The 20,057-nt window shown below is 35.3% G+C and carries 18 protein-coding genes; 12 read left to right on the plus strand and 6 right to left on the minus strand.

All coding sequences use genetic code 11. From position 1 onward, the window contains the following. Nucleotides 1-326: 326 nt before the first annotated feature. The 3 genes from HU235_RS02420 to HU235_RS02430 all read right to left on the minus strand — a co-directional run bounded on the left by HU235_RS02420 (nt 327) and on the right by HU235_RS02430 (nt 4,350). Nucleotides 327-2,342 carry a methyl-accepting chemotaxis protein gene (locus tag HU235_RS02420; protein ID WP_174879247.1) on the minus strand — a complete coding sequence of 672 codons (2,016 nt, stop codon included), beginning with the start codon at nt 2,340-2,342 and terminating at the stop codon, nt 327-329. Between the two features lie 499 nt (nt 2,343-2,841). After that, complete coding sequence (locus HU235_RS02425) at nt 2,842-3,144, minus strand: HesB/YadR/YfhF family protein (protein ID WP_095302894.1); 303 nt, start codon at nt 3,142-3,144, stop codon at nt 2,842-2,844. 42 nt (nt 3,145-3,186) lie between these two features. Then, a complete protein-coding gene (locus HU235_RS02430; protein WP_174879248.1) occupies nt 3,187-4,350 on the minus strand; it encodes a sulfite reductase subunit alpha in 1,164 nt (387 codons plus the stop codon). Between the two features lie 351 nt (nt 4,351-4,701). On the opposite strand from HU235_RS02430, the gene HU235_RS02435 reads away from it, so the two are divergent. Continuing rightward, nucleotides 4,702-5,565: an AraC family transcriptional regulator gene (locus tag HU235_RS02435; RefSeq protein WP_174879249.1), complete on the plus strand. Its 864-nt coding sequence runs from the start codon at nt 4,702-4,704 to the stop codon at nt 5,563-5,565. Nucleotides 5,566-6,230: 665 nt separating this feature from the next. On the opposite strand, the gene HU235_RS02440 is transcribed toward HU235_RS02435, so the two are convergent. Continuing rightward, complete coding sequence (locus HU235_RS02440) at nt 6,231-7,403, minus strand: MFS transporter (protein WP_145582731.1); 1,173 nt, start codon at nt 7,401-7,403, stop codon at nt 6,231-6,233. 80 nt (nt 7,404-7,483) lie between these two features. Here HU235_RS02440 and yeiL point away from each other — a divergent pair, with 80 nt between their 5' ends. From yeiL to HU235_RS02475, 7 genes are all read left to right on the plus strand, one after another. Beyond that, nucleotides 7,484-8,155 (plus strand): transcriptional regulator YeiL, encoded by a 672-nt coding sequence (gene yeiL, locus HU235_RS02445; RefSeq protein WP_174879250.1) that lies wholly within the window; start codon nt 7,484-7,486, stop codon nt 8,153-8,155. A 643-nt stretch (nt 8,156-8,798) separates the two neighbouring features. Next, the gene (codB, locus tag HU235_RS02450; RefSeq protein ID WP_095301635.1) at nt 8,799-10,025 is read left to right on the plus strand and encodes a cytosine permease; all 1,227 of its coding nucleotides are present in this window, start codon (nt 8,799-8,801) and stop codon (nt 10,023-10,025) included. 22 nt (nt 10,026-10,047) lie between these two features. Then, nucleotides 10,048-11,319, plus strand: a complete 1,272-nt coding sequence (locus tag HU235_RS02455; RefSeq protein ID WP_095301634.1) for a cytosine deaminase — start codon at nt 10,048-10,050, stop codon at nt 11,317-11,319. Nucleotides 11,320-11,654: 335 nt separating this feature from the next. Beyond that, nucleotides 11,655-12,080, plus strand: coding sequence for a nucleoside 2-deoxyribosyltransferase (locus HU235_RS02460; protein ID WP_095301633.1), 426 nt, complete (start codon nt 11,655-11,657; stop codon nt 12,078-12,080). Nucleotides 12,081-12,351: 271 nt separating this feature from the next. Continuing rightward, nucleotides 12,352-13,482 carry a DUF418 domain-containing protein gene (locus HU235_RS02465; RefSeq protein WP_174879251.1) on the plus strand — a complete coding sequence of 377 codons (1,131 nt, stop codon included), beginning with the start codon at nt 12,352-12,354 and terminating at the stop codon, nt 13,480-13,482. A gap of 16 nt (nt 13,483-13,498) precedes the next feature. Beyond that, nucleotides 13,499-14,620, plus strand: a complete 1,122-nt coding sequence (locus HU235_RS02470; protein ID WP_174879252.1) for a sensor histidine kinase — start codon at nt 13,499-13,501, stop codon at nt 14,618-14,620. Continuing rightward, a complete protein-coding gene (locus HU235_RS02475; RefSeq protein ID WP_095301630.1) occupies nt 14,617-15,228 on the plus strand; it encodes a response regulator transcription factor in 612 nt (203 codons plus the stop codon). Before HU235_RS02470 ends, HU235_RS02475 begins: the two co-directional genes overlap by 4 nt. 85 nt (nt 15,229-15,313) lie before the next feature. Here HU235_RS02475 and HU235_RS02480 read toward each other — a convergent pair whose 3' ends face one another. After that, nucleotides 15,314-16,174, minus strand: coding sequence for a dimethylarginine dimethylaminohydrolase family protein (locus tag HU235_RS02480; protein WP_174879253.1), 861 nt, complete (start codon nt 16,172-16,174; stop codon nt 15,314-15,316). Nucleotides 16,175-16,597: 423 nt separating this feature from the next. Between HU235_RS02480 and HU235_RS02485 the strand changes: the two genes are divergently transcribed. The 4 genes from HU235_RS02485 to HU235_RS02500 are packed head-to-tail and all read left to right on the plus strand — an operon-like array spanning nt 16,598 to nt 19,336. Further along, complete coding sequence (locus HU235_RS02485) at nt 16,598-17,368, plus strand: isocitrate lyase/PEP mutase family protein (protein ID WP_174879254.1); 771 nt, start codon at nt 16,598-16,600, stop codon at nt 17,366-17,368. Nucleotides 17,369-17,396: 28 nt separating this feature from the next. Next, complete coding sequence (locus tag HU235_RS02490; RefSeq protein ID WP_095301627.1) at nt 17,397-17,969, plus strand: bifunctional transcriptional activator/DNA repair enzyme AdaA; 573 nt, start codon at nt 17,397-17,399, stop codon at nt 17,967-17,969. Further along, the gene (locus HU235_RS02495) at nt 17,956-18,873 is read left to right on the plus strand and encodes a DNA-3-methyladenine glycosylase family protein (RefSeq protein ID WP_145582725.1); all 918 of its coding nucleotides are present in this window, start codon (nt 17,956-17,958) and stop codon (nt 18,871-18,873) included. Before HU235_RS02490 ends, HU235_RS02495 begins: the two co-directional genes overlap by 14 nt. Continuing rightward, nucleotides 18,857-19,336: a methylated-DNA--[protein]-cysteine S-methyltransferase gene (locus HU235_RS02500; protein ID WP_095301625.1), complete on the plus strand. Its 480-nt coding sequence runs from the start codon at nt 18,857-18,859 to the stop codon at nt 19,334-19,336. Before HU235_RS02495 ends, HU235_RS02500 begins: the two co-directional genes overlap by 17 nt. A 388-nt stretch (nt 19,337-19,724) precedes the next feature. Here HU235_RS02500 and HU235_RS02505 read toward each other — a convergent pair whose 3' ends face one another. Continuing rightward, on the minus strand, nt 19,725-19,973 hold the full coding sequence (locus tag HU235_RS02505; RefSeq protein ID WP_307190879.1) for a DUF2535 family protein: 249 nt from the start codon (nt 19,971-19,973) through the stop codon (nt 19,725-19,727). Between the last annotated feature and the right edge of the window lie 84 nt (nt 19,974-20,057).

The following is a 20,057-nucleotide window of genomic DNA, read 5'->3' on the forward strand; positions in this document are numbered from 1 at the left end:
TTTTTTATAAACAGTTCAACTTTATTTCAAATCTACAGTTTTAAAACGCTTGATAATTCCCCTCGACAGTTACATAAGCTAGCTTTATATCTGAATTAGTAGAAGATTCAGCATTCTTGAATATATAACATAACCTCGCGGATCGAATATAACTTGATCTAAAAAACAAAAAGCCCAAAGAAATAAAAAATACCCTATAAAGTAGAAGTCTACCAATAGGGTACTTTTTAAATTCTGTGGGCATGTTTTTACGAATCATTTCAAAAAGGATAATACCTTACTATATTGAAAGTTATAAAAGATCCACCATCACTCGATTTAACCCATTAAACCCGAAACTGCTCCACCATTTCCCTTAATTGCTCTGCTAATGTAGCAAGCGATTTAGACGAAGAATCAATCTCCTCCATAGATGCTAGCTGTTCTTCAGTTGAAGCGGCTACTTCCTCTGAGTTAGCTGCATTTACTTTTGCTAGGTTACTGATTTCGGTTGCGGAGCTGGAAGCCTGGTTAACTTTTTCAGAAATTTGCTGGATTGTAAAAGTGATCTCTTCGATTTGTGGTGAGATGGTTTTCATACTGTTCATGATTCCATCAAATTTTTGTGATGTATCATTTGTAATTTGAACACCTTGTTCGGCATTTTTGGTCACTTCATTCATGACGTTTACCGACTTTTCCGCATCTTGTTGAATGCTTGTAATTAAATCATGAATAAGCTTAGTTGATGCTTGAGATTGTTCTGCTAGCTTACGAACCTCATCTGCAACGACAGCAAAGCCTTTTCCATGCTCACCAGCACGGGCGGCCTCGATTGCAGCATTCAACGCTAGTAAGTTTGTTTGCTCAGCAATTCCACTAATGACAGTTAGAATCTCACTAATTTCTTTAGAGCGTTGCGATAGGGATGCGATAACTTTATTTGATTCGTTAACCGAGTTATTAATTGATTGCATTTGTGTCAAACTACTTTGTACAAATTGTCGTCCTTCTTCAGCCTCACTTGAAGTTTCCCTTGAAACCTCTGCTACTTTTTTCGTTCGATCCTTTATTCCTGAAACAGCCTGCTGAATCTCATTCAATGCACTTGAATTTTCTTCGATTTTCACAGTTGTATGCTCTGAGCTGCTCGCAATTTCCTGTGCAGAAGAAGAAACGGTTTCGGTTGCTTGAGCTGTCTGACCGGCACTTGCTGTTAACTGTTCAGCAGATGATGCCACCTGATTGATCGAATCCTTCAAGCTAAAAATAATCGACCGTAGTGTATTAACCATCGTATTAAAGCTGCTACCAAGCTTTCCGATTTCATCCTTGCCCTTCACGTCAATTTGCTCAGTTAAGTTTCCATTTGCAATCTGATCAGCTGATTTGATTAATGCTGATAATGGACGAGTAATCGAACGAATAATAAAGGTAACAAGGGCAGCACCGACTAAAACAGATGCAATAATGACGATAATCGTTGTGAAGAGAATGGATTTAACCTCTTCGTCAACTTCATCTGCATACATTGTCCCTGCAAGCTTCCAACCAGTTAACTCATTTGTTGTAAAGAACATTTTCTTTTTGTCTTTTCCGTTATGTAGGTAATCAAATGTACCTGCATCACTCTTATACAGGTTATCGTTTTGAACATTTTTAGGTGCTTCGCTACCTAGCTCTTGTTCAGGATGGTAGACAAATTTATGTTCTGAATCAAGGATATAAACATACCCTTCAGTTCCAACCTTGATTTCGCTTGTAATTTTTCCTATCTCATTTAAATTCACATTTGTTGCAACGACACCTTGTCCATCATTCGTTGTTTTTGCAATTGTAATGACAAGATTGCCAGTCGCATTTGATGTATAAGGCGCAGAAATAACAACCTTCCCTTTATTATCCATTGCTAGCTTATACCAATCTCTTACTCTAGGATCATAATCATCAGGGTTTTTCATTGAAGAAGGAGAGTTAATGTATACTCCCTTTTCCGTTCCGACAAAGACCAATTCAAGCTCAGGATGAACTTCCTTAAAGCGGTCAAGCTCTTTGGACACTTCCGAACTAACTCCGATATTGGAATTTTCTTTCACACTGATTGCTTCAGAATTGATGACAGTTGATAACAGCTCAACATCTCTCATTTTCGGTTCAATAAATTGATTGATTACATTGTTAAGCAGGTCCACGTTAGAAGTGGCTGATTTCATCATCTGATCCTCGACCTTTTGCGAAGCCCTTTCGAAAGAGAATGTTCCAATTACGATTGCTGGAATGATGAGAATCAGTAAAAATGAAACCCATAATCTTTTATTAATTGTCCATGTGAAATTTACTTTTTTCTTCAATCTTGTTTTCAAAACGAGAACTCCTTTATCTTTTATTTTATTGAAATATAAAAAACTGAAGTAATTAGGTGAGGAATTCGTGTTGTTAGAGCTAATATAGGACCTTATTGTCCGAGTGTATGTAAGATGATTAAGCTTGAAATGATTAGGTCATTAGTCGTGTGTCTTAGCTCATAATCTGTATTTTTCGAAATCAAACTATGACTATTATACTATATATCGGTAAAAAATCATTTATATTAACATTTTTTTTCGTAAATTAAAGTGTATTTATATATGAAATTTCAAAGGGAATGTGTGGATTTTAGAAGCTATTATTAAAGAAGTGGTGAAGAATTCCCGTAGAAATTACGGATATATATGAAGAAGCAACTTGCAATTAATGACTAAAATGAGAGGCGATCCAAGAAAGATAAAGTAATAAGGCAAAATGTGTTGTTATATTAAAAAAATGATCAAACGACATAATCGTTTGATCATCTTACAAGTTGGTAAATAGAAAATATTAACTTTAACTATTTCCCTTATGATAACGATACTCCAATTCATCTATCTGCTCATTATACTCAACAGATAAATCATGACCTTTAAAAAACCATAAGTCTGATTCTTCGATAAAAAAAGTAATGCCATCTTTAACGGTATGCACAGCGGCATCTTTCGAATCATTATTGATTGTAAAGGCAAGGGCATAACCCTCTTGAATAGGACTCGTTCCGTAAATTTGTGAAAAAAATCGAACTTTATTTCCTGTTTCTAAGCCGACTTCTTCTTTAAACCAATGTATTGCTTTCTCACTAATCTCTATTTTCATTGAAAACCGATCCTTTTATGATGGATTTGCTTGCAACAGCTATTAATAAACATCTCTTTGATATCTATTACTTTTTTTCATTTCATTCAATTGTTCTTCTGCTTCTTCTAAGCTTATGTTTCCTTCGTTTGATAAGATCTCGATAAGCGTATTGTGAACATCCTTCGCCATATGCTCCTTATCTCCACAAACATAAATATGGGCACCAGCTTGTATCCACTGATACAATTCCGCACTCGTTTCCTGCATTTTGTTTTGTACATACACCTTTTCCGCGGTATCACGTGAGAAAGCGGTTGTTAATTTTGTAAGTGCACCGTCTTTTTGATATTTTTCAAGCTCATCTTGATAAAGAAAGTCTGTTTTTGAATGTTGAGCTCCGAAAAACAGCCATGATCTTCCACTTGCATTTGTCATTGCACGTTCCTGAATAAAGGCACGGAAAGGGGCAATACCAGTACCAGGACCAATCATGATAACATCTACATCATGTGACTCTGGCAGTTTAAAGTGTTTATTTTGTTGAATATATACTGGAAGTGTATCACCTTCTAAAACACGTTCCGAACATTGAACTGAGCAAACACCATTTCTGTTCCGTCCATGAGCTGTATAGCGTACAGCACTTATTGTTAAATGCACTTCATCAGGATATGCCGAAAGACTGCTTGAAATCGAATATAGACGTGGTGGCATTTTTCTTAAAAGTGAAACAAACTCCTGTGCCTCAACAGTGCATGGACCAAAATCCTGTATTAAATCAAGTAAATCACGTCCATACATATACTCTTTTAACGATGCGGCATTTTCTAAAGAAACAAGACTCTCAAGTTCTTTATTGTCAACAAGCTTTGAGAAGTTTTGTACGATTTTCTTTGTCAATAACGTAATTTCAAAGTAAGTTGTTAAAGCATCCTTCAAGGAAAGCTCTTCACCTTTATTATTGATAATGACCTTCTGTTCTCCATCCCAATTCATTGCAGAAAGGAGAGACTCGACTAATTGTGGGTCATTTTCTGGAAAAATCCCAAGAGCATCTCCAGGAAGATAAGATATACCTGATCCCTTTAAGGATAATTCTAGATGTCTAGTTTCTCTATTTGAGCCAGCACCATTTAAGTTTATATTTTTTAAAACCTTTGCTCGAAACGGATTGTTTCTGGTGAATAGTTCTTTGTTTTGTTGATCTGTTTGACTACCATTCATATTTTTTCACCTATCTCCTAACTTTATTTTAACGCTAGAAACATGTTCTCTTTGAATAGATCGCTATCTATTATGTATTATACAGTTAAATGTCATATTCTCTAAACTCACATTCAATTATACGATGATTTTATTATAAGTTACTCATTTGCACTTTTTCAACTGATAAGTATAAAAAGTTTTTAATGTATAATTTGTATAGAAATTACAATTTTCTCGCCAACCGTTAAAGAATGGTTTCGCGCAGAAAATAATCATCATGAAGGACAATTCCGATAAATTCCGTCTAGAAAATATCGAGTGGAAAATCAATTTTACCGGTAACATGTATTTTGTAAAGGAGGGAAATGAATGCTACAAAAGTTCAATCATTTAATGGACTACATTGAGGCACATTTGACAGAGGATATCTCGGGAAAAGAGATATCGAAAATTGTCGGGCTATCTGATTATCATTTTAAAAGAATGTTTTCGTATATGGCCGGAATGTCATTGAATGAGTATATCAAAAATAGGCGATTATCAGCTGCAAATGTTGAATTAATTAACGGGGCAAAAGTAACAGATATTGCCTATAAATATCGTTATCAATCTATCGAAGGTTTTTCAAGAGCTTTTCGTGAATGGAGTGGCTTTTTACCTTCAGAAGTAACGAGAAACAAAATTCAAAAATCATTTCCCAAATTTTCATTCTACATCGATATAAGAGGAGGGATTTCAATGGAATTTAAAATTGAAAAGAAAGAAAAGTTTCATATAGTTGGTGTCTCGAAAAGAGTGCCAATACAATTCGAAGGAGAAAATCAAGCTATCATAGAGCTAGCCAAGTCAATAACTGAACAACAAAGAAATGAAATGCATCAATTAGCTGATGTATATCCTCATTATGTCTTAAATGTATCATATGATTTTGATGATGGTTACTTGGAGGAAAAAGGCCACTTAACCCATATGATAGGTTTTGCCACGACAAAGGAAAATCCTTTCGCTGATTTAGAGCAACTTACAATTGAAGCAAGCTTATGGGCAATCTTCCCAAATCAAGGCCCATTTCCCACTACACTTCAAGAAACTACCGCGAAAATTTATTCTGAATGGCTGCCTTCATCAGATTATGAAATAACAAATCTACCTGGCATCTCTTTTACAAAGCACAATGGTACTTCGGACAATGTGTATAGTGAAATTTGGATGCCAGTAAAGGAGAAAAAATAGCTAGTGGGAAACACAGGTTGGTATTCTGTTTAAAAATCTTTATTTATAATAATGGACCAGTTAAAATAAATTTAACTGGTCCATTATTAGTATAGAAGGATTCTAAGAAGAAAATCAAAAATTAAAAAGGCATTTGGGAAAGAAAGCTTTCCCAAATGCCTTTTGTCTTCAATCTGAGGCATTGTTCTTCGGAACAATGCCTTTTTTGAAGTTAAATAAACATATCCAGGATGAGGACTCCAACAAGTCAACTAAAGAAATATTCGTTACCATGATCGACCAAGTTTTAATGTTCTTTCCGATAGAAGGCACTAAAAATTGCATAGGTAATTTTTTATGTGATAGTACATTATTACTGTTAACGTAAAAACAGGGGATTATCAGAGAGGTAAAGGAAGCTGGATTAGGATTAAAAGAAGAGCTTACAATTGTATAACCCTCTCTCTTTTTATGTCAATTAAGTATATTTAAGATTAATTGCATTATTTTGATGAGTTACGTTAAATAGTCTCATTAGTCATTAATGGTTGCTGATAATTGGAAAAAAGTGAGGTTTATCAAAATTAGATAAATCTCATCTTCTTTTTTTTATATTTTAAAGATAGAGAAATGTAGGCTTGTCCGTTTAAAAAAATTAATCACCTTTATATGCTTAGACAAAAGAGCTAAACAGAAATTAAAACTTCTTGTTTAAGCTCTAGCTTTCGATATACAAGGGCAATTAACATTGCTGGCAAGGTACAAATAATCATTCCAATAAAGGCATATCTTGGTTCAATTTCGTATAAATAGCCTCCGAAGATAGTAAACACTGCCGTGCTCCAGCTTAGCGCAAGCGCTGAATACATGCCTTGTGCTTTCGGAATCTGTGCGTGTGGGATGTTATTGATTAAGTACTTCATAAAAGCAAAATGCCCCATAGCAAACGAAAATGCATGTAAGGTTTGCGCAACACAGAAAACAATAACATTAGGAAAGGCGAACACTAATATCCAACGAATTGAAGAACCAATTGCTGCTAGTGTCAGCAAAGTGCCTACAGAAAATTTGTTAAAGCTTTTATCTGCAATTGAGAAGAATATGATTTCTGCAATTACAGCAATGTTAATAATAAAACCGATTAGGTATATTGGTGCTTGAATATCTTGAAGAAAAATATAGCCATAATTGTAATAAGTAGCATGTGCTGCTTGCAGTAAAATGACAATTATGAGCACTAAACTAAAGTGTTTGATACGGAATAAGCGTAACATGCTTACTTGTTGTGTTTGCTTTACTTGTGGCTTTTTAGATAAAACATCAGGTGCATTCATAAAGCTTAAAAATACAAAACCAGTCATTCCAAGCAATAGTGCCCAAAAAATAACCTCATCTCCAAGCATTCCTGTAAAAATGGTTAAAATCATGCCAATTGAGACAAATCCTATTGATCCCCATTGACGACTTCTTCCATAATGTCTTAATTGTTTACTTTGCACAAGGATACTTGCAGCACTATCTAATGCAGGCATTAAAGCTGGATAAAATATGTGTAAAAGCATAGTTACTATCAATAAACCAGCAAAGGAGTTTACCGGAATATAACAAAGAATTGTAACGAGTGTACCGAGTCCGGCCACATTTAATAAGATTTTACTGCTCAATCGCCCTGATAAATAGGGAAAGGCAAATAATGTGGATAGTCCTCTTGCAATTAAACCGAAGCTCATGATTAAGCTAGCTTGTGATACTGTAATTCCTTTTGTATAAATCATCCACCCAGACCAATAAGGTAGAAAAATACCCCATGTCATAAAAAAACTAAAGAAACGTGTACTCATCCAACGTTGTGTATTCATTATTATCCTCCTCATTGATTGCATGATATCATGGAATGAAATATAAATAATATGAGAAATCTCATATTTTGAGGTGTAATATGGAAGTTTACAAAGGTGAAAAAAAGCGGTTGTTTTTAGAAAAAAATCCAATAGCACATCTATTTTCCATTCAAGTTGAGGAGTTTATAGAAGTGCACGAATATGTGCGAGATGAATGGATTATTAAAGAGGGCTTGAGACCGGCTTATCTTTATTATGTAATTGAGGGGAAAGCTAAAATATATGTAACACATCAAAATGGAAAAGTATCGTTAATAAATTTTATTAATGCCAATGATTATATTGGGGAAATGGAATTATTAAATGAAGTGTACTATACAAAGGGGATTCAAGCATCAACGAAGACGGTTTGTTTTGCGCTTCCGTTTCATCGCTATCGTACACAATTACTGGAAGATACAAAATTTCTACGTGAATTGACCAAATTTTTAAGTGTGAAGGCTACACTTATGGCAGCTAAGTATTCACAAATTCTCGCTTTCCCACTTGAAAATCGGCTAGCAGATTTTATTTTACAAACTGCTGATGAAGGGATCTATAGGGAAAAGCACGTAACGGTTTGTGATTATTTAGGTGTATCCTATCGACACTTATTGTATGTACTTACACAATTTTGTGAGAAAAATTATTTGCACAAGGAAGGTCGACATTATCGAATTAAACAATACCATTCCTTGTATGAACTTGCAGAAGTGTTGAGGAATAAATAATCATTTAGAAGCTTTCCAGGTAATCTACTAAAAGTTTAAGTGAACGCCAGTAAGAGGTGTAATTCTACTTTTTTAAAATTGGCGCTGATTAATCCTAGTTGTTTATTTCGCAACAGGGGTTCGCTTTTAATTGGCTGTCCGGGAGCTTCTTTGAGCGTTAGTGCCTGATGAGGGCTCCCTTTGACATACTTCTTTCGTAGGGGTCTCACATAAACAAATCTCAACAATAGGCTCTAAAATACCCCTAAATTTAAAAATAGCACATGATGTTTTAAGAGTTGCAATAAACATAAAATTATTTCAATAAAATAAATTTCAAGATAAATTAATGGGATTTGTTCAATATCCACGAATGCCAAAAAATGTTATATACTGATTTGTAACTACCTTTTTAACACAAAATGAATGATTGACATCAAGAAGGTTTTTTGGAATAATGAATTTAATTGCATAATGGTACCTTTAAATCAGTCCAGAGAGGCTGACAAGGACAGCGGATTTTTTATGATATACGAGGGATAGGTGTATTTACCTATATATCGTATTTTGTAATGGAAAAAGAGGCTAATTGTCAGGAGACTGGTGATTAGCCTCTTTTTTTGTGCTGTGGTATCAGGAAACATTAGATTTGGAGGAAATAATCATGGATAAAGTAGATTTAGAGTTTTCGTGGCAGGCTGTACCAAAATCGAACCGTAATAATTTCTGGAAAACATTATCGGTCATGTTAGGATTTACGTTTTTCTCTGCGAGTATGTTAGCTGGAGGAGAGCTAGGACTTGGCTTAACGTTTACGCAGTTTATTTTAATTGTATTAGCAGGTAACTTAGCACTTGGGATTTATACAGGTGCCCTTGCGTACATCGCAGCAAAAACAGGACTATCTACACATTTACTAGCAAAATATGCATTTGGTGATAAAGGATCATATTTACCTTCATTTTTATTAGGCTTTACTCAAGTTGGATGGTTTGGTGTAGGGGTAGCAATGTTTGCTGTTCCTGTAGCAAAGGCGATGGATTGGAATGTATATGCGTTAATTTTTATCTTTGGAATAGCAATGACAGCATCTGCAATATACGGAATGAAATCATTAGTCGTTTTAAGCTTTATTGCGGTACCAGCAATTGCAATTTTAGGAGGTTATTCTGCATTTGAAGCTACGCAGACGCTCGGTGGGTTTGGTGCATTATTTGATTATGAACCAAAAGAAACGTTAACAATTGCTGCGGCTTTATCAATTTGTATCGGCTCCTTTATTAGTGGTGGTACTTTAACACCTGACTTTGCACGATTTGCAAATACTTCACGTTCTGCCGTCGTGGCAACGGTGATTGCGTTCTTTCTAGGGAACTCATTAATGTTCCTATTTGGGGCACTTGGATCGATGTCTTATGGTTTAGGGGATATTTCAGAAGTAATGTTTTTACAAGGATTAATGATCCCAGCGATTATCGTTTTAGGATTAAATATTTGGACAACAAATGACAATGCCCTTTATGCATCAGGCTTAGGGTTTGCGAATATCACAAAGATTTCAAAAAAGGTGTTTGTTGTAGTAAATGGCCTAATCGGTACAGTGCTTGCGATGTGGATGTACAATAATTTTGTAGGATTTTTAAATGTCCTTGGTGCTGCTATACCTTCAATTGGTGCTATTATTATAGCTGACTATTTCTTTGTAAGACGTGGAAAATATGGTAAGTTTGAAGAGATGAAGTTTAAAACAGTGAACTGGATATCAATCGTAGCATGGGCGATCGGTGTAGTCATAGCTCAGGTTGCACCAGGTATTACTCCGTTAAATGCACTAATTGGAACAGCTGTAGTATATATCGTATTTATGTACATTGCTTCTAACAAAAAATGAATCAAAGAAAAGGTGATCACTGATGATAATTCAAAATGCAACATTAAGAGGTAAAGAAGGACTTTGGCATATTGTTGTTAAAGATGGTCAATTTGCGGCGATTACCCAAAATCTCGGTGAAATCGATCCGAATGAAGAGGTAATGGATGTAAAGGGATCTCTTGTTTTACCACCTTTTATTGAGCCACATATTCATTTAGATACAACATTAACTGCTGGTGAGCCGGAATGGAATCAGAGTGGAACATTGTTTGAAGGGATTCAACGCTGGTCCCAGCGTAAGGAATCTTTAACACATGAAGATGTAAAGGTGCGGGCAAAAACAGCTTTAAAATGGCAAATTTCGCAAGGGATTCAACAGGTTCGTACACATGTAGATGTGACAGATCCAAATTTAACAGCTTTAAAAGCAATGCTCGAAGTGAAAGAGGAAATGGCTCAATTTGTCGATATTCAGCTTGTCGCGTTTCCACAAGAGGGGATTTTATCATACCCTAACGGTGTAGAATTGCTTGAAGAATCACTAAAAATGGGTGCTGATGTTGTCGGAGGGATTCCTCATTTTGAGTTTACTAGGGAATATGGTGTAGAGTCTTTAAAAATCGCTTTTGATCTCGCTGAAAAATACGATCGCTTAGTAGATATCCATTGTGATGAAATCGATGATGAACAGTCTCGATTTGTAGAAGTTGTTGCAAAAGAGGCATATGAACGTGGAATGGGTGCTCGAACAACAGCGAGTCATACAACAGCAATGGGCTCTTATAATGATGCTTACACATACAAATTATTTAGATTATTGAAGCTATCTTCTATTAACTTTGTTTCAAATCCACTTGTGAATATTCACCTTCAGGGAAGATTTGATACATATCCAAAGCGAAGAGGCTTGACACGGGTAAAAGAATTACAGGAAGCAGGGTTAAATATTTGCTTTGGCCATGATGATATATTTGATCCATGGTATCCACTTGGAACGGGAAATATGCTTCAAGTGTTACATATGGGAATCCATGCTTCACAATTAATGGGTTATGAGCAAATTGTAAATTCAATCGATTTGATTACGAAAAATAGTGCAAAAACATTACACATTGAAGATGGATACGGAATCGAAGTTGGGAAGCCAGCTAACTTTATCGTCTTATCTGCAGAAAATGAATATGAGGCAATTCGCAAGCAAGCGACAGTCAGATATTCTGTACGAAAGGGTAAGGTTATTGCTGAAACAAAGCCAAGTGAAACATCGATAACATTAGGCGAATCTAAAGAGAAGATTGATTTTAATAGATAATAGATATTTGGGCACAACTTTAAATAGGGCTGTGCCTTTTCCCATAAAGGGATTAATTTTAAGACAAGGCTCTTTTCTAAAAGAATGTTTTTAGTACTACCTATATAAGGGTTGATTGGAGCTTGTTGCGAGACTCCTGCGGGATGCGTGGGAGAGGTTAATCTTGAGCAGGTGTTACACTGAGGAGGCTCACCACCCACCCCGCGGAAAGCGAGTACTGCAAAAGGAAATCAACCAAGACGATTACTCTGTTAAAAGAAACAAAGCCTGCGAAGACAGCCTAAGACAAAAACAAAAGTAGTGATTCTAAAAATCATCAAGGGGGTCAAAGGAAAATGAAAAGAGTTTATTTAGCTAGTCCGTTTTTTAATGAAAAAGAGATTGAATATGTGGAACAGGTTGAGAAGATTTTAGAGGAGAAGGGTTTGAATGTTTTTTCACCGATGAGAAACCAACTGGACGAAAAGCTTGAGACTGGTTCTCGTCAATGGTCAATCGAAACATTTATGAATGATTTAAAATACATTAAGTGGGCTGAAATTGTTGTAGGTATCTATCATGGTAACTATTCAGATAGTGGAACAGCCTGGGAACTTGGTTACGCATATGCTTCTGACAAGCCAGTTATTTTAGTTCATGTTGGTGAAAACAGTAATCTTATGGTGCACGAAGGTTCACATGCAAATCTTACTTTGGATGAACTTAAAGATTATGACTTCAACAAATTAGCTAGTTCTTTCTATACAGGTGAAATGTTCTAAGGATTAAACACCAACAAACCTTATTTAAGTTTGCTAAGGTAAAATAGCTTCTCATTAAATTATATTAGTATAATACCGTTCTTTGAAAAGGGCTTGCCATTTGGCAGGCCTTTTCGTTTTTAACTAGGAATATAATGAGCAATTTTGATTGTTGATTTAGCACTTTATGACACCTGTCATGAGGTTTTCCTTACAGGTGTGAATGTCGATCCATTCTTTTCTTAGATACGATAAAAATACAAATAAATTTAATTAGAAAAGGATGAAATGAATGGACATCAAAGGGAGAATTCGCTTACTCGATATTTTGCGAGGAATTGCAATACTTGGGACGTTAGGAACGAATATTTGGATTTTTGCACACTTAGGGGATTTATCGTATATTACGACATCAAATTATTCTGGATGGTGGAAACCAGATGATTTTCTGCGAATGATCGTGCTATTTTTAGTGAATGGAAAGCTTTTAGGTATGTTAACCATTATGTTTGGGGTAGGGATGGAGCTGAAATATCAGCAAGCATTGAGAAGAAAAAGAGCTTGGCCTGGAGTGTATTTATGGACAGCAGCTTTTTTACTTATAGAGGGATTCCTCCATTATACATTTGTAATGGAATATGACATTTTAATGAGTTATGGAATCACTGCCATTATTGTAGCATTTATCATAAAAGGTGGAGATCGCTTTATCGATAGAACGATGAAGGTAATCGGAAGTGTCTTTGCAGCTTTTATTTTGTTTATGTTAGTAGTTGGCTTGCTTGGATCAAATATGTCGTTAGGTAATTTTAGTGAGGTTGTTGCCCTTTATCAAAGTGGCAGCTGGCTTGAACAGGTACAATATCGATTCTTAAACTTCTTTGCCCTAAGAAGTGAAGCATTTTTTATTGTTCCAATGAATATCTTTTTGTTTTTACTTGGCGTTAGGATGATGCGTTCTGGAGTTTTTTCTCCTGATGAGAAGGGAAGGAAGCAACGCGACAAGCTTTTTAAAATTGGGATATATCTTGGTGTACCTTTAAATATGCTCATTTTTACACCTGGGGGAGCCTTTGATTTACCAGTTCGATATTTGTTTGCACCATTACTTTCGCTAGGTTATATTTCAATTATTGGTAAATTATTGGAGTATTATAAATGGGAGTGGCTCTGGCGCTGTCTTGAAAAGGTTGGGAAAATGTCTTTAAGCTGTTATGTCATGCAAAATATTATTTGCTCAATCGTCTTTTATGGTTGGGGGCTTGCCTTTGGCGGAAAGGTTAATTCCTTCATGGTTATAGCCATTTGGTTACTTATTTCACTTTTACAAATTATCATTTCATCTTTTTGGCTTCAAACTTTCAAAGCCGGGCCAATGGAATTTATTCGACAACGTACATTAAAGGTGTTCATTTCTAATTAAGGAATGGGAGGAAGTAATGAAGTATAAGATTTATCCTAGAGAACAAATTAGACAATATTTGCTTTTCGATGTGATATCAGTCGTGTTTTTATGCTATATCGTACTACGTTCAGATACGATTTTTGGGTTTTGGGGCAATCTTCTTCTAATTATGCTTTTTCTCTTTTCATTTTATATTGGACTATGGTATCGGGATGGACGTTTATTAGCATCATCTTTACTTGGCTTTTCTGTCATTACGATATTTGGTATTTATGTCGAGCTCAATATATTATTCTATGGTTTAATTTTTGCAGATCTGATTGGAAGGGCAAAGTCAAAGGTGCATATTGGGATAGGAATCGTAGCCATTGCCCTGATGTTTTTCATTGTTCAGTGGAAAACGGATGGAAGTCTTTTTAAGCAGGAATTTTCGATATTACTCCCTATCATGGTTGTGCAACTAATTTTACCGATTTTGATTTACATTAAAGAAAGAGCAAAAAGTTTAAAGGGAGAATTGGAAATCGCCAATCTGCAAATTGAGAAGCTTATTCAACAGGAGGAAAGGCAGAGAATCGCAAGGGATCTTCATGACACGCTTGGGCAAACATTAACAATGATTAAATTAAAAAGTGAATTGACTGCAAGATTAATAGACAAAGATTCCTTTGAAGCAAAACAGGAATTAAAGGATATATTAACAATGACTAGAAGAGCTTTACATCAGGTAAGAGAGGTAGTTTCAGATATGAAATTTATCCCTTTGGAAAGTGAAATAGAGAATTCAAGAAAACTAATGCAGTCTGTTGGCATTGAACTCATAGTAAAGAAAGGTGATATCCCGCTTTTACCTAGTGTAACCCAGACAATGCTTGCTCTTTCGATTCGAGAAGCGCTGACAAATGTCATTAAACATAGTAAGGCTGCTCACTGTATACTGGAATTGGATGTAATCGATCATACGCTTCTAATTCAAATTAAAGATAACGGGATAGGTTTAGCAAAGGTACAGAGTGGGAATGGCATTCAGTCGATGAAAGAGCGACTTCGAGTTGTTCAGGGAACAGCAGTGGTGACCAATTCGCCAAGAGGTGGAACGAATGTAATGTTGAAACTTCCAATCTATCAAACAGGAAAGGAGAATCCAACTTCATGATACGGGTCGTTATTGCAGAAGATCAAAAAATGCTTCGGGGAGCATTAACAGCTCTATTAAAATTTGAAACAGATATTGAAGTGTTAGCAGAAGTATCTGATGGACAGAAGGCTTGGGAAGTGATTCAGAGGAAACAGCCTGATGTATGTATACTAGATATTGAAATGCCTATTATCAACGGTCTTGAATTAGCAGATAAAATAAAGAAGGATCGTATATTACACCATTGCAAAATCATCATTGTTACGACCTTTGCACGTCCAGGATACTTACAAAAGGCAATGGATTTGCAGGTAGATGGCTATCTATTAAAGGACGAACCGATTGATTACCTTATTGAGTCTATTCGTAAAGTCATGAATGGAGAGCGGGTGATAAGTATCGACCTTGCAGCATCCCTCTTTATGAAGGAAGAAAATCCATTAAGTGAACGAGAAATAGAAGTATTGCGACTTACGAAGGATGGATTGACAACAAGCGAAATTAGTAACACTCTTTTTTTAACAAAGGGAACAGTACGTAATTATCTTTCCTCTGCGATTCAGAAACTTGAAGCAGAATCGAGGCAACAGGCTGTAAATACCGCTGTCGAAAAAGGTTGGTTATAATATCTACTTACTCTTAATCAGCTAACACCCATATAAACAACCTACTATTTCAAAAATAAGGTTTATTATATGGGCGTTATTTAATTTACCCTTCCCGCAAAATTGGCAAGGTACAACAGCGAAAGGATCCACCTGATTTAATAATTTCAGTAATATCAACTTCTATAACCTCAAAGCCGCGGTCACGAAGCTGCTTGTTTACCTTTTTATTAACGGGCAGTCCTAATACTCGGTTGTTACCGATACTCAATACATTTGTTCCTAATTGAAATTGTTCTTCTTCCGTAACTTCAATTAAATCATAGCGGGAAGCGAATAGGTCAATTTCCTTTTGATTTAAAGCATGCGGGTAAATAAGAGCGACATCTGGTGAAACGACGTTAAATATACAGTCCAAATGCAAGTATTTTTCTTTAAATGGAATCGTAATGACTTGAAACTCATTTAAAAGACGCTGTAATTGATCGGCAGCCTTCTGATTTGTTCGATTACTGAGACCGACGTAAATTGTATCTTGATCGATTACAACATCTCCACCTTCGATTTGCTCTTCAACTAAATTATAATAGGAGATTTCTTCATCCTCTAACCATTGCTTTAAAACGTTTTCCTCACCAGCACGAACATCTGTGGCCATGTTAGCAACAAAGATTGTTTGTCCTAGTGTAAATCCAATATCACGTGTAAAGACCTGTTCTGGATATTTTTTATGATATGGTAATAAGATGACATCGATATCATTTTTTTTAAGGGTTTTGACAAATTCATCATGCTGCTCAAGTGCACGTTCAATATGGATCCCTTCATGCTTAAAATGCTCCTGTGTATCATTAATAACTTCGCGGATTGTCATATATTGCGGCTGACAAAGAATGACTCGTTTCAATGTATCATATTCACTCATACAAAAAGACTTTTTGTTGTTTGACTTTATGCGTTCTTCCATTTTTTAGCCATCCTATCTATACTTTTACTAACTATTTTTTCCTAAACAAGTGTAATTATTACAAGTTAACATTAAGAAAATCCCTTCGAAGTTATTTTTGAGATAAAGATAAATAAGCGGAAAATGATTAGATCATTGATGTTAGGTGTAAAGGACATATCGGTAAAAAAAAAAGAATTGGCTCTCTAAACATTTCCTATGTATAAATATTTATTCTTCAATTTTCCACGCCCGTACTACTTTTCATTCCTTGTTACGTATTCAAAAAATTTGTTAATGAAAGGGAGTGGCAAGCTCCCAAATCTTTGGAAATGAGGCATACTATATTCTTGTTCAGGGCCAGACCATAAGAGCAAGAATGAGGACGAAATGGAGGTTAATTACTTGTTAAAATGAGTCCAACAACCAGTAGGGGGATTAAAAATGAATAAGATTCAGGAATTTAATGAGATGCACTTTTCAAAGGATCTATTATTTTTAGGAAATGCATGGGACTTGCTTTCTGCTTTAACACTTGAAAGGTTAGGATTTAAAGCAATCGGAACGACAAGCTGGGGAATCGCAAATTCACTAGGATGTGCAGATGGAGAACTGATTGATTTTAAGAGGCATTTAGGAATCATTAAAACGATCGTAGCGAATGTAAAAATTCTTGTTTCTGCTGATATTGAGGCAGGGTATGGGAAAGATATTCCAACAATTGTTGAGCATGTGTTAAGGACAGCAGATGTTGGGGTAGCTGGCATCAATATTGAGGATTCATTCAAAAAACAAAAAGGATTAAGAGATATATCTTGTCATTGTGACCTTCTAAGTAATATAAGAACAGCGTTAGATAGTAATGGGTATAGAAATTTTTATATTAACGCAAGAACGGATACTTACCTTCAAAGGCAAAATCCCTTATCAGAAACAATTGAACGAGCAAAGGTATACGTTGAGAGTGGTGCCAGTGGGATATTTGTTCCAGGTTTAATTGACGATGATGAGATTAAGGAAATGACCGTTCATATTAGTGCTCCACTAAATGTATTATCTTTACCTGGACTAACGAATTGTAATAAGCTTAAAGAATTAGGTGTAAAACGATTTAGTTTTGGAAATGCCTTATCTGATAAAGTGATTTCCTATTTAGAAAAGAAGGTTGGCAAATTATTAGAGGAACAGGATACGTCAGTATTATATGAGAACTAACATAAATGCTGAAAGGATAGTGGTGGACATGGTGGCTAATATCAATCTTTCCTTTGAAGAGATGTGGGAGAAAATCATCGCTTGTGATCGTAAATATGATGGTCTATTTTTTACAGCAGTGAAAACAACAAAAATATACTGCCGTCCTTCGTGCAGATCAAGGAAGCCTAAAAAGGTAAATGTAGAATTTTACCATGATATAAATGAGGTTGAAGCGGCAGGCTACCGTCCTTGCAAAAGATGCCAACCGGAAGTTGAACAATCTCCGCATATTGCAGTTGTTAGAAATAGTATTACATTCCTAGTTAATCATTATAAACAAAATTTGTTATTAAAGGATATAGCAGATCAAGTCGGCTTAAGTCCGTTTTATTTGGAGCGCTTATTTAAACAAGAGACCTCTGAGACTCCACGTACTTATTTAGAAAAAATACGTATCGATAAAGCAGCACACCTTCTTAAGTATACAGCTATGACAAACTTAGAAATCTGTTATGAGGTAGGCTTCCAAAGCCCATCCAATTTCTATAAAGTATTCCGCAGCTTAAAAAACTGCTCACCTAGCGAATATCGGAAGGAACTCCGAAATGAATTGGATTGATTATGAATTATATTTGGATATTTATCCTCCAAAGGAATTTAAATTCGAGGAATGTTTAATTTTTTTAGGAAGGTCCGAGCAGGAAGTGCTGCATCAGATTAAAGCTAAAGCTATATATAAGCTAATAAAGGTTAAAGAATCTTTCATTTTATGTAAAATAGAGTATATCAATCATTGTATAAAGGTTGAATTTCCATATGGAGATCCATCCATTGTTGAGCGCAAAAAGGTAGGAGAATTTATTTGGGAATGGTTTGATTTGGATCAGGACTTGGGGCAATTTTATCAAATGGCTCGTAATGATAAAATTTTAACGAAACCTGTGGAAAAATATGCAGGTTTACGAATTATGTGCATCCCAGATTTATTTGAAGCACTAGTATGGGCTATCATCGGGCAGCAAATAAATTTATCATTTGCTTACACATTAAAGCAACGATTCGTTGAACAATTTGGAGAGTTTTTAACCTTTGAAGGAGAAACATTTTGGGTATTTCCTTCAGCCGAAAAAATTGCCTCCTTGAATGTCGAGGATTTAAGGAAACTTCAAATTACTAAAAGGAAGGCCGAATATATTATCGGTGTTGCTAAGGAAATGAAAAGTGGAAGATTAACAAAGGAATTATTGCTAGAAAAAAACGATTATGAGCAGGTGCAAAAATCATTAATGTTCATTAGGGGGATCGGTGCATGGACGGCTGATTATGTAATGATGAAGTGCTTGCACTATACCTCATCCTTCCCAATTGCAGATGTTGGTCTTCATAATGCTTTAAAAAATCTCTTGAATCTTAAGGAGAAACCGACGATTGCTGAAATAGAAGAATATGCAAAAAATTGGGAGGGCTGGCAGGCATATGCTACTTTTTATCTTTGGAGGTCATTGTATGACAAAACGATATAAATTAGACTACGAATCACCGATTGGTGTAATTGAAATAATTGGTACGGATAAAGCTATCCTTTCAATCTTGTTTTCTGAAGAAATTAAAAAAGAAACTGTATTGCAAGCTGAAACTCCTTCTGTTTTAACAGAATGCTATAACCAACTTGACGAATATTTTAAGGGGCAGCGCAAGGAATTTACATTTCCGTATTATTTTGAAGGGACTGACTTTCAAAAAACAGTATGGAACGCTTTAACAAAAATACCCTATGCTAAAACGGGATCCTATAAGGATATTGCTGTTTCTATCGGAAATGAAAAGGCGATTAGAGCAGTAGGGAGTGCGAACGGGAAAAATAAGCTAAGCATTGTAATCCCTTGCCACAGAATAATCGGTTCAAATGGAAAATTAACTGGTTATGCTGGTGGTCTTTGGAGAAAAGAATGGCTGCTTCAACATGAGAAAGCTCATCACATTTAAGAGCCTCTTTTAAATACGTTAGGAGGAGTAAAATGGATAGCATTAAAAAGGTCTTATGCATGTCTCTTCATCAATTGCAGTAACATTTAGCATTAGCTGAACCTTTAACAGCAGCAATATTGGGAGTTTTATTATTAAATGAAAGCTTAGATATTGTTTCATGGAGTGGGATTTTCCTTTTACTGCTTGGAATTGAATATTTATATGGTCTTCCGGTAATCAAAATCGTGCGAAGAGACTAAGTACTTAGCTGAAATAAAAGATTGATAAGGAAAGCATACGATCCCAAAAATTCTAAAAAAAATGGAAAAAGCCCAGCAGTAATAACTACTGGGTTGAACGTTACAAAATATATAGTAAAGCGTTAGAGAAAAAATAAATGACATAATTATGCATTACTTTTAAATTCCTGAATACCAAATAAATCATTAAAATCAGACCATTTCATTTTTCGTTTCAAATATTCCCGAAAGGAAAAGACGTGTTTATCCTGGGGTTTATTGTAAAGTAACGAAATATAGCTTTGTAAATGGACCTGAACGATAAAATAATAATGATGATCAGTCTTTAATACAGGGATTTCAATTACTTTTATCCGCTGCTTTACTATATTTTTGAACTCTAGGCTCTTAGACAACAAAATACCATCCTCTTTTATACCCGTTTGTACATATTATAACGTATTGGAAGCATTTGCATAGTGAGTTTTTGAAATAATTTG

It is taken from the genome of Metabacillus niabensis, from assembly GCF_902829255.1.
Classification (GTDB): Bacteria; Bacillota; Bacilli; order Bacillales; family Bacillaceae; genus Metabacillus; species Metabacillus niabensis.